Annotated in this window: 9 protein-coding genes; 4 read left to right on the top strand and 5 right to left on the bottom strand. The window is 40.2% G+C overall.

The genetic code is table 11. The features are described from left to right. From MKL33_RS03150 to sbnA, 3 genes are all read right to left on the bottom strand, one after another. Complete coding sequence (locus MKL33_RS03150; RefSeq protein WP_270906524.1) at positions 1–1,641, bottom strand: IucA/IucC family protein; 1,641 nt, start codon at positions 1,639–1,641, stop codon at positions 1–3. Between the two features lie 71 nt (positions 1,642–1,712). Continuing rightward, positions 1,713–2,726 (bottom strand): 2,3-diaminopropionate biosynthesis protein SbnB, encoded by a 1,014-nt coding sequence (gene sbnB, locus MKL33_RS03145; protein ID WP_270906436.1) that lies wholly within the window; start codon positions 2,724–2,726, stop codon positions 1,713–1,715. A 21-nt stretch (positions 2,727–2,747) separates the two neighbouring features. Next, complete coding sequence (gene sbnA / locus MKL33_RS03140) at positions 2,748–3,752, bottom strand: 2,3-diaminopropionate biosynthesis protein SbnA (protein ID WP_005803491.1); 1,005 nt, start codon at positions 3,750–3,752, stop codon at positions 2,748–2,750. Positions 3,753–4,289: 537 nt separating this feature from the next. On the opposite strand from sbnA, the gene MKL33_RS03135 reads away from it, so the two are divergent. After that, on the top strand, positions 4,290–4,376 hold the full coding sequence (locus MKL33_RS03135) for a hypothetical protein (protein ID WP_081038164.1): 87 nt from the start codon (positions 4,290–4,292) through the stop codon (positions 4,374–4,376). A gap of 5 nt (positions 4,377–4,381) precedes the next feature. On the opposite strand, the gene MKL33_RS03130 is transcribed toward MKL33_RS03135, so the two are convergent. Together MKL33_RS03130 and MKL33_RS03125 are read right to left on the bottom strand one after the other, a co-directional pair. After that, a complete protein-coding gene (locus MKL33_RS03130; RefSeq protein ID WP_270906435.1) occupies positions 4,382–5,404 on the bottom strand; it encodes an ABC transporter substrate-binding protein in 1,023 nt (340 codons plus the stop codon). After that, a complete protein-coding gene (locus MKL33_RS03125) occupies positions 5,405–5,995 on the bottom strand; it encodes an ANTAR domain-containing response regulator (protein WP_270906434.1) in 591 nt (196 codons plus the stop codon). 456 nt (positions 5,996–6,451) lie between these two features. Between MKL33_RS03125 and MKL33_RS03120 the strand changes: the two genes are divergently transcribed. Genes MKL33_RS03120 through nirD form a run of 3 tightly spaced genes read left to right on the top strand, consistent with a single transcriptional unit; the run spans position 6,452 to position 10,914 of the window. Further along, positions 6,452–6,721 (top strand): hypothetical protein, encoded by a 270-nt coding sequence (locus MKL33_RS03120; RefSeq protein WP_333724936.1) that lies wholly within the window; start codon positions 6,452–6,454, stop codon positions 6,719–6,721. Between the two features lie 11 nt (positions 6,722–6,732). After that, a complete protein-coding gene (nirB, locus tag MKL33_RS03115) occupies positions 6,733–9,279 on the top strand; it encodes a nitrite reductase large subunit NirB (protein WP_017385976.1) in 2,547 nt (848 codons plus the stop codon). A 12-nt stretch (positions 9,280–9,291) separates the two neighbouring features. Then, a complete protein-coding gene (nirD, locus tag MKL33_RS03110; protein ID WP_270906432.1) occupies positions 9,292–10,914 on the top strand; it encodes a nitrite reductase small subunit NirD in 1,623 nt (540 codons plus the stop codon). Positions 10,915–10,928 lie beyond the last annotated feature (14 nt).

Here is a 10,928-nt window from a genome sequence, read left to right as displayed (position 1 = left end):
TTAGATATCCATGGTCTCATAGCTAGAAACAGATAAGCTGTGATAAGGGTTTGGCGTAGTTCCGATTTTACTTGGCATGCCTGTTGAGTCGCTTTCTTGCGCAAGTAAAGGCGTAAGTAGCTGTTTGAATGGCCAAGTTTTATTGTCAAAAAGATAGGTTTGAATTTGCGATTTTGTTTGCTCTGAAATGGGTTGGGTTTCTACAAAATCTTGAATAATATCTTGAACCATCTCCCAAAAATCGCTTTCTGTACGATCCGTATATTTCAAGGTAGCTAAAGCAATCGGGTAGAGGTTAATTTGAATTCCTAGGGTAATGAAGTAATTAAATAAGTCTTCATTTTTAGTAAAGATAAGATTGTTCGGTGTACTCGTGTCAATGGTATAAACCGGAGGTGTAAAACCACTTTCTTCAATGGCTGTGGTACATATTCTTAAGGTATCGTGGTCACGTAAAATAAAGCATTTAAACTTATTATTTTCATAACACACCATGGTGTTTTGCCCGTGGCATTCAGGCATGATGCCTTTCGCCCAAAGCGTTAAGAATGTTTGAATAAAATGAACACTTAAGTCTTTTAGTAATGACCATTTGTCACCTTCAACGCCTAAAGCTTCCCAAGGGTCAACATAGGTACAGCTTAAAGCTGACATAGTGATTGGAGTAACGTTTTGGTCTCGGCAAATATCCGGTAAATGTCGGACTTGGCAACCGATTACACCTAAATTTTTTACAATCGGCTCTTGTTTACCGAGTACCCACCAATGTGTTTCATTACTCAAAAAGAGACGATTTTTTAATAAAGCAGTTTCATTAATGACGTCATTTAAAAAATCATAAGCCGTATGACCATTCATTAAATAACGACCTGGCATGGAGCGGATTGCACCTAATGTTTTGGCATTGGTTGAAAGTTTTAAATGCAGAGTCGGGTTTGTGTTGTGAATAAGCGTTCTTAAAGAAGAGGTCGGTAAACCAATGGTGGTGACATGGTTTAGGTCAATACCGTCGTACTTATTTTCTTCAAACTTTAAATAGCGATGTTGCGTCTCTAACAACGGCAGGGCTAAGTAATCATCTGAAAGCTGAGCCATTTTGTCAGCAATAAGACTTTCCTCAACTTCTGATAACAGAAGCTCTTTGTGAGGAATCGACTCCATATTATTAATCACGTCATCTTTCTTAAATGCCCACCAGTACACCTCAATTTCTTTTTGAGTTGTGAGTGGTGCAAGTTCACCTTTTGAGTGAGCGAATGGATGAAATGGACGATCAGCTACCAGTGATAGCAATTCACTAGTAATCAAAGGCGAAGAAAATGAAAGGGCTGACTGTAAAATTTGAGGAACTTTTTCAGCCGTCACTAAGTTGTCGAGCCAATAATTAATCGCTTTTTCATGGTGTGGCGATGGCCACCAATTTGCTTGGGTTAAATAGTTAAAAACTTCAGAAATAGAAATTTCAGACGTTGTATTGTTTAAAGCGTTATGAAGCAAAACTTCGGGTTGGGTAACATAGAAAGGATTTACACCATCTACTTTTAAACAGCTGAAATAGAGTTCCAACTCATCATTGAGAGTAATTGCCAGATAAGGCTTTTTATAGGAAATATGATCTCTAAAATCTCCATAATTCTCCATGTAGAGTGCATCTATCGTTTTTTGTAGTTGTGCTGTGTAAATCCGATCTAACATTTTAGTTATTCCTATTCTTATAAAAGCGGTAGAACCGTGCCAACGTTTTGTTCTTGTGCAGCATTGAAGAACCATTTAGCGCAGACAATATCGTCAATCGCCATGCCCATTGGGTTGAGCAAAATGATTTCATCTTCGTGTTCGCGGCCGTTTTTATGACCAATAATGATGTCGCCAAGTTCAGCATGTAGTTTTTCACGGCTGAATAAGCCATCTTCAACCAGCACGTTGATGACTTTCTTTTCTCGGTTTGATTGGTCCCAGTCATCTACAATCACTTTGTCGACTTTTAAGAAGACTTCAGGCTCGATATCCATAATTGAAATATTTGAAACAAAGCAGCCTTTTTTAAGCCACTCAAATGGAATGTAAGGTTTATCTGAAACTGTACAGGTAATGAGGACATCGGCTTGTTGAATCGCAGACTTAGCGCTGTCATGAATTTCAATTTCTAGATGTGGATATTCCGATAAAAACAACGCTTTGAGTTTTTCAGCTGCTTCAGGGTTCACATCAAATAAATGGATTTTTTTCACTTGAGCATATTGTTCAAGCACAGTTTTAATCTGCATTTGAGCAATTGGTCCGCAGCCAATCACGGTAATGTCTGAAAAGTCTTTTTTTGCTAGATACTTAATCGAAACACCCGTAATGGCGGCGGTTCGCATGGCACTGATGAGGCTGCCTTCCATCACCGCAACTGGATAATTTGTTTCTGAGTCATTTAAAACAATCAGTGCGCTCGCACGCGGAATATTGTATTTTTTAGGGTTATGTTGTCTTGAACCAATCCATTTGATTCCGGCAATTGGGTCGTTGCCGCCTAAATAACAAGGCATTGCGATAATACGGTCGGCAATATGGTCAGCACCTTGCCAGCGAAGATAAGGTTTTAAAGGTTGAACAAACTGTTTATTTGCATGCAGGGTTAAACCTTCAGTAATCGCTTCAATAAATGAATTACTATGATTTGCGCCAAGATTTAATAAATCTGATTGACTTAAGTAGCGAAGGGTAGCCAAATTGCTCATGAATATTTCCTAAGGAGAAGGTTAAACAGCATTTTGTAAAGTAAGGTTTTCTTGACGTCGTACGTTTCGATTGAAGTGACGCTTCTTGATCATTTCGAACCATTCATCTTCATAAACAAGATCGAGATAACGATCGCCGCGATCGGGCAACAGCGTTAAGACGCACGATCCATCAGGAATGGTTGGAATCAGTTTTTTGATGGCTGAAATTGATGAGCCACTTGAACCACCAGCAAAAATTCCTTCATGTTCAAGAAGTTCTCTGCAACCGAGTGCCGACTCATAGTCATCTACATAAATGACATCATCAATTTCATCGGGGGAGAGTAGCGGTGGGACAGTACTTGCACCAATCCCAGGAATTTCGCGTGGACCAGATGTACCACCGAACAACACAGAACCGACGATATCGACTGCGATCACTTTTAATTCTGGAAATCTTTCTTTAAGGCGACGAGATACGCCCATAATCGTGCCAGAGGTACTTGCCCCAATCACGAGGTAATCAATCTTGCGATCAATTTGATTTAGGATTTCTTCTGCTTCTCCAAAATAATGGCTTTTCCAGTTATTTGGGTTTGCATACTGATTAATCCAAACAGCATTTGGAAGCTGTTGGCAGAGTCGTTTTACAGTGTCAATTCTGGTTTTTAAATAACCGCCGTTTTGGTCTTTTTCAGAGACCATTTCGATATTGGCCTTGTAGAGCTTCAACATTTGTAAGTTTGCTGAGGCAATTTTCGGGTCAATAACGGCAGTAAATTTTAATCCATATATTTTGCAGGCCATTGCAAGCGCAATCGCTAAGTTCCCTGATGAGCTTTCAACAATATGACTATCTTTATTAATCACTCCAGATTTCAGGCCTTCCTGTAGCATGAATAATGCCGGACGGTCTTTAATGCTTCCTCCTGGGTTTAACAATTCCATTTTCGCAATCACTGAGATCGATTGATGCGTGAATAGCCTTGATAATTGTAGTAGTGGCGTTTTACCTATGCAGTCGAGAATATTTTCATGGATCATGGTAGATCTTCTCAGGTTTTTATGTGGTGTGAATGATAATGATTATTAATTTAATTATTATTACCATTTGTGCCATGATTGTTGCGGTTTGTAACTAAAAACAGGAGGGACTTAGAGGATTTTTCACTAATTTTTTTTATCTAATTATTTGAATCGTAATATTTAAGTTTTACAAAAGGATTAATAAATAAATCTTTTTAAATATAATGACATAGGCAATAAATTACTTTAGAGCTAAAAAAATTAATTTAATTAAGACAGATGCGAGAAATTATTTTGAAGAAATAAAATGAAATTTATGACCTCACCCGTGTAATTGATGCATCACTATTCTGTAGTGAGCATGGGTAGATTTAAGGCTTAAAGAAGAGAGAGGTATTTAAAGACTGACTTAAGATGCTTTGAATAATGAACTGAAAGTGATCAAGTGGCAGTTATTGATATGAAAATGTCTGAAAATGATACGCTTAGATAGATATGATCATTTCCATAAGCGCTATATTTTCAACGGATCAGTTGAGCCTAGAAAATATAGTAATGCGTGTTTCGCATTTTGTCTTATGGGTCTTTCAAGCTGTCTTTGTCATAAAAGACAGCTTTTTTTTATGGCGATTTAATAAGTAGAAAAGTTATGAACGATAGCGTTGTTTAGCTTGTTCATAAGCCTCAAGATTAATGCATTGAGCACCCAAGCTTGTGATTTGTGCTTGGTCGAGTTGAAGTTCATCCCATTTTTGCATTTGCTCGAGCAGCCAATAAAAGTCTTCTACTTTTGGAAGTGCACTTTCTTTTACTAAATGACGAACAATATCCTGAATCATATAGTATTTGTCGACATGTACTTCTTCTGAACAATGGAAGCGCACAATTCCAAACTCGACTAATAATTTTAAAATTGGAGCAAAATCGTCTAACTTACTCAATTCTTGCTGGGCTTTCATAATTGCCGTGGTGAGTGCGACCAGTGTTTGTGGATGCTGTTCAGCCCATTCTTGAGTTACGGCTAGAACCTTATCAGCCACAGGTGGAATAATGTTTTGACTTGAGCAAATCATTTTACTTAAGCCTAAAAGCTCACCTTGAGTATTCCATGGTTCTCCGACGCAAAAACCATCAATCACATGTTTATCGAGTGCTTCGACCATATAAGGTGGCGGTAATGTTTTGAGCTGGATAGATTGAGCAAGTTCAGGCTTTGCTAAGGCGAGCCACTCTCTTAAACAATAATGATGAATAGAATGCTTAAATACATGCGCTAAAGAAATGGAGTGACCTTGTTCGAGATAATCTGCCACTTTTTGCGCTGTTACTTGAGCCGTATCATTTTTTTGAATTGCAAGTTGATGAGTAAGTTTTTGACTTAAGCTAATGAAAGCACGGTTTTCACTTAAAACGAGTGACGTTTGTAGTGGCGTGCCAATTTGATCTGTGCCTACTGCCGCCGCAGGTAACATTGCAGATAAGCAATGCGCTGCATCTAATAGACCAAAAGCAAGACGGTCTCGAAGACTTGCCCATGATGCTTCTTTAACTAAAGTGACGTCTAAACCGACTTCCTCAAAGAGGCCTCTTTGTTTTGCCCAAAGCAATGCAAGACAATCAAGCAAAGGAATATAGCCGAGTTGTAATTGAGTCTTTTCTAATGTGCTCATTTATTCATCCTTTAGTTGATCATTTAGTAATTTTTGGGCATCAAGTAACCGCCGTGCCATTTCTCCAATCGTTATACGGTGACTCATGGCATTTTTTCTGAGAAGTTGGAAAGCTGTATCTTCAGGCAGACCGTGGAGTTGCATGAGTAACACTTTGGCCTTTTCAACATCTTTACGGTCAGCCAATTTGGTTTGAGCCTCTTTTAAATCACCTTCGAGTTTTTTGTGCTTTTTATATTGCTCAATCGAGATTTCTAAAATGGTATGTAAACGGGCAGGGTCTATGCCATCTACGATATAAGCCGTTACTCCCGCATCGATGGCTTGTTTGATGGTGTGTTTATCTGAATTTTTAGTGAACAGGACAGTCGGTAGGTCATAGCTACTCACACAACTTTCAATAATGTCACGATGAGGATGATCCATATCGAGCAAGATCACATCGGCTTGTAAATGCTCGAGACGAAAAATATTTAAATGGTCCAAAGTAAGGCAAGCGACCACTTCAAAATCATTTTCAAGCAGACTTTTTCTTATATAGTCTGCTCGCGCATGATCATCATCAATAAGGGCTATTTTGAGTTTTGGCATAAGTTCAGAAAATCAGGCTAAGAAAATGCGCCAATTCGACGCGTTTTTTGTTATCAGGTTTTAAGCAAGATTAGTGCCATCCAAAACTAAACAAAAAATCCAGTTTAAGTGGCATTTCAGCGAGCTAAAGAATTAATGTGGTCAGTCTTGGTGCAAAAATACGATTCATTTTGTGGCAAGACATATTCTTATCTTAACCATTTAAGTGTACCGCGATGGGGCAAATAGAATAAGACATTATTTTTATAAGATAGCTGGGTGAATTATATCTATTTGAAGTTAAATATAAAAAATTAATAAATTAAATTTATATAAGAATTGGCATGCAAAATGCTTACTTAATTACAGGTCGAAGACGACCATAAGTTTTAAAGACGGCCAACGATGTCCGTTCTGATCGAATTTGTGAGTGCAACTGTGCACACAAAGAATTTACGTTCAGTCGGAGTGAAGGCCATGTCTTTATTTTTATTGCATAAAAAAGTTACATCTGAATTATTTAATTTTTCAGTTCCAGCGATGCGAGCCTTCTCTATGAGGGGGCTCGCTTTTTTTATTTCTTTTTATGACTTTGCTGTGCATTGGGTGTCATTAACGAGTGGGAAAAATGGATTCCAAGCAGCTACATGCTTTGTGAGATTGATTCGCTTCTCGGTAGAACACAAGGCAAAAAAACAACGTCTATTTGAGAACGCAATAACGCAGCTTAAAAGCAACGTGATTTGAGGAGAAACACTATGAAATTGGTAATGATTGGTCATGGTATGGTGGGCCACAAATTCATCGAAGCCATTTTAGAAAAAGCAGATGATGAACTGGAAATCACGATTCTCGCGGAAGAACCTCGTATCGCCTATGACCGTGTACATTTGACAGAATATTTCTCTGGGAAATCAGCAAAAGATTTATCTTTAGCACGTTTTGACTTTGCTGATGCTCATGGCATTGACTTACGTCTAAATACAAAAGCAACTGCAATTGATACAGCTGCACAAACAGTCACAACCAATCATGGTGATGTCATCAGCTATGACAAATTGGTGTTGGCAACCGGTTCGTATGCATTCGTTCCGCCAATTCCGGGTAATGACCGTGAAAACTGCTTTGTTTACCGTACGATTGAAGACTTAGACGCGATTCGTGCAGCGAGTCTTAATGCAAAAACAGGCGTAGTCATTGGTGGTGGTTTACTTGGACTTGAAGCTGCAAAAGCTTTACGTGATTTAGATCTAGAAACGCACGTTGTTGAATTTGCACCACGTTTAATGGCAGTTCAAATTGATGACTTGGGCGGTAAAGTTTTACGCCGTAAAATTGAAGACCTTGGTGTAAAAGTTCATACACAAAAAGCGACACAATCTATCGAATGTGGTAACAGCACTACACATGTAATGAAATTTGCAGATGGTAGCGAGCTTGAAGCAGATGTCATTTTATTCTCTGCGGGGATCCGTCCACGTGATGAGCTCGCACGCAATAGTGGTCTGGCGATTGGTGAGCGTGGCGGTATCGTCATTAATGATTATTGCCAAACTTCAGATAACAATATTTATGCCATTGGTGAATGTGCGCTTTGGCAAAATAAAATTTATGGTTTGGTTGCACCGGGCTATGACATGGCGCGTATTGCAGCAAAACACATTTTAGATGAAGAGTGTAATTGCTTCGCCGGTGCAGACATGAGCACCAAGTTGAAGTTGATGGGTGTGGACGTTGCCTCTGTAGGTGATGCACATGCCATGACTCCGGGTGCATTAAGCTATTTCTATGCAGATGAGCATGCGCTGGTTTATAAAAAGATTGTTGTAAATGCAGATAAAACCAAATTGTTGGGCGCGGTTTTGGTGGGCGATGCGAAAGAGTACAACGACCTTTTACAAATGATGTTAAACGGTCTGGCTTTACCTGAAGTGCCGGAAAGCTTGATTATGCCGGGCTTTGAACAATCAGCAGGTAAGTCTGGTGGTAGCGGTGTAGATTTACTTCCAGACAGCGCGACCATTTGTTCATGTAATAACGTATCAAAAGCGGACATCTGCCAAGCAATTAGCGATGGTTCGACCTCTTTAGGTGCATTAAAGAAATGCACCAAAGCAGCAACAGCATGTGGTGGCTGTGCACCATTAGTGACACAAGTGTTGAAGTCAGAGTTGCAACGTCAAGGTGTGACTGTAAATAACCACATTTGCGAACACTTCCCGTACTCGCGTCAAGAGTTGTATCACTTGGTTCGTGTCAATGAAATTAAGACATTCGATGATTTGATTCATCAACATGGTCATGGTTTAGGGTGCGATATCTGTAAACCTGCTGCCGCAAATATTTTAGCATCTTGCTGGAACGATTTCGTCCTTGAGCCAAGCCATGCAGGCTTACAAGACAGTAATGACTACTATTTGGGTAATATCCAAAAAGACGGTTCTTACTCGGTTGTACCGCGTATGGCAGGTGGTGAAGTGACTCCAGATGGTTTAATCGCGATTGGTCAAATTGCGAAGAAATATAACTTGTACACCAAAATTACTGGCGGTCAACGTGTTGACATGTTCGGGGCGCAAGTTCACGAGCTTCCATTCATTTGGGAAGAGCTGAATGCTGCGGGCTTCGAGTCTGGTCATGCTTACGGTAAATCATTGCGTACCGTGAAATCTTGTGTGGGTAGCACATGGTGCCGTTACGGGGTAGATAACTCGGTTGGTTTGGCGATTGAACTTGAAAACCGCTACAAAGGTTTACGTTCACCGCATAAATTAAAAATGGCAGTGTCTGGCTGTACTCGTGAGTGTGCGGAAGCGCAAGGTAAAGATGTGGGTATTATCGCGACCGAAAAAGGTTGGAACCTTTATGTATGTGGTAACGGTGGTATGAAACCACGTCATGCCGAGTTACTTGCATCTGACCTTGATAAAGCAACGCTCATCCGTTACATCGACCGTTTCTATATGTTCTACATTCAAACCGCAGACCGCTTACAACGTACCAGTGTATGGCGCGACAACATGGAAGGCGGCTTAGATTACCTTAAATCTGTAGTTGTGGATGATTCACTTGGTTTGGCTGCCGAGCTTGAACGCCGTATGGAACACATCATTGGCACATATCAAGACGAATGGCGTACTGCGGTGGAAAATCCTGAAGTTCGTAAACGCTTCCAAACGTATATCAACGCAGGAGCAAATGAACAGGCCGATCCACACATTCAATTTACAACTGAACGTGGTCAAATTCGTCCATTAACCGAAGCTGAACGTTCAGAAGACCGTATTCCAATGGTTGAAGCATAAAGGAGAGTTTCTATGAATATTGTACAAGACAAAAATATGCTTCCTGATGATCAATGGATTGACGTTTGTGCACTCGATGATTTAACCCCAAACACTGGTGCGGGTGCACTAGTGGGTGGCCAAGTGGTAGCAATTTTTCGTGTAGGACATGAAAAACGTGTTTACGTGCTGAGTAATAAAGATCCGTTTAGCCAAGCGAATGTGATGAGCCGCGGCATTATTGGTGATTTACAAGGTGAGCGTGTCATTGCATCGCCAATCTATAAACAACATTTTAGTTTGGCAACGGGCCGTTGTTTAGAAGATAAAGACCAAAAATTGGCAGTTTATCCGAGCAAAATTGTTGATGGCCGTGTTTGGGTCAATGCGGTGCCGCAAAAAACTTATATTACCAATACAGGTGTATCACAAGACAAACTTAAACTGGTGCTGATCGGGAATGGTTTGGCAGGGATGCGTTGTCTAGAAGATTTACTTGATATGGCCCCAGACCGTTATGAAGTCACGGTGATTGGTGAAGAACCTTGGGGTAACTATAACCGCATTATGTTATCTCCGGTTTTATCGGGTGAAAAAACCATTGAAGACATTATGTTGCATCCACCAAAGTGGTATGACGATAAAGGCATTAAATTTATTGCCGGTGATAAAGCCGTAAAAATTGATCGCCCACGTAAAGTGGTTTACACCGAAAAAGGTCAGACAGTTGATTATGATCGTTTAATTCTGGCAACAGGCTCGGCACCATTTATTCCACCAGTTCAAGGTGTTGACTTAAAGGGTGTGTTAACTTTCCGCGATATTTATGACGTCAACACCATGATTGAATACTGCGGTTCAAAAACCAACGCCGTGGTGATTGGCGGTGGTTTACTAGGTTTAGAAGCGGCGTATGGTTTAAAACAACGCGGTATGAATGTCACAGTTCTACATTTGATGGACCGTATTATGGAACGTCAACTTGATGGGCGTGCAAGTCAGTTATTACGTCATAGCATTGAGCAAAAAGGCATTCAAATCATTACCGAAGCCAATACTGAAGCGTTAATTGGTGATGAAAATGGGCATGTGAAGCAAATCCGTTTGAAAGATGGCACGGTCTTAGATGCAGACCTTGTGGTGTTCGCCGTGGGCATTCGTCCAAATATTGCTTTGGCACAAAGTGCTGGTTTACGTTGCAATCGCGGTGTATTGGTGAATGACACCATGCAAACATTTGACCCAAGTATTTACGCGGTGGGTGAGTGTATTGAACACCGTGGTCAAACTTTTGGTTTGGTTGAGCCACTATGGGGGCAAGCTTTTATTTGCGCGACCCATTTAGCAGAGCACGGCAGCTTAACTTTTAAAGCACCAACTGTGCCGACTCAGTTAAAAGTCAGTGGTGTCGATGTATTCTCGGCTGGTAATTTTGAGCCGAAAGATGATTATGAAGACATTATCCTGAACGATGAAAAACGCCAGATTTATAAGCGTATTATCATTCAAAGCGATCAGGTAATCGGTGCAGTACTGTTTGGTGATACTGAAGATGGCATGTGGTATGCAGAGTTAATTGCAGACCAAACACCTGTTTCTTCATTTAGAAATAAACTGCTATTTGGTCGAGATTTTGCATTAAAAAATGCAGGCTAAATAGGGAAAGGAGC

It is taken from the genome of Acinetobacter sp. AOR43_HL, from assembly GCF_027854635.1.
GTDB lineage: Bacteria > Pseudomonadota > Gammaproteobacteria > Pseudomonadales > Moraxellaceae > Acinetobacter > Acinetobacter pittii.
The sequence above is the reverse complement of the archived record's forward strand: the minus strand, read 5'-3'. Positions and strand labels throughout refer to the sequence as shown.